The sequence below is a fragment of the Vibrio sp. 10N.222.52.B7 genome, from assembly GCF_041474275.1.
In the GTDB taxonomy this organism is placed as follows: domain Bacteria; phylum Pseudomonadota; class Gammaproteobacteria; order Enterobacterales; family Vibrionaceae; genus Vibrio; species Vibrio crassostreae_C.
Genome location: NZ_JBFRTU010000380.1, coordinates 1 through 323 on the forward strand (window position 1 = coordinate 1; position 323 = coordinate 323).

The 323-nt window shown below is 44.6% G+C and carries 1 protein-coding gene; it reads left to right on the forward strand.

What is annotated here, in order from left to right:
- Positions 1 to 34 precede the first annotated feature (34 nt).
- Positions 35 to 323, forward strand: a 289-nt coding sequence (locus AB4512_RS23310; protein WP_372175902.1) for a Spy/CpxP family protein refolding chaperone, incomplete at its 3' end; no start/stop codon positions are given.

Genomic DNA, 323 nt, shown 5'->3' on the forward strand with positions numbered 1-323 from the left:
ACATGACTTATTATACCGAATCGAGGCAACAATTATGAAAATGACTAAGAAACTTGTACTAGTAGCAGCGGCACTTCCACTTATGTTAGGTACAGCGAGTGCGTTTGCATACGGCGGTGGTGATAAAGGTGATCACAAAGGTATGCACGGTAAGTGTGGTGGCTTCGATAAGAAAGTGATGCGCCAACTAGACCTGACGGATGCTCAAAAAACAGAACTAAAAGAGATGCGCGAAGCGAACCGCGCTGAGATGAAAGCAAAACACTCAGGCAACAAAGCAGATAAAATGGCGCAAATGAAAGCGCATCACGAGAAAGTTCAAG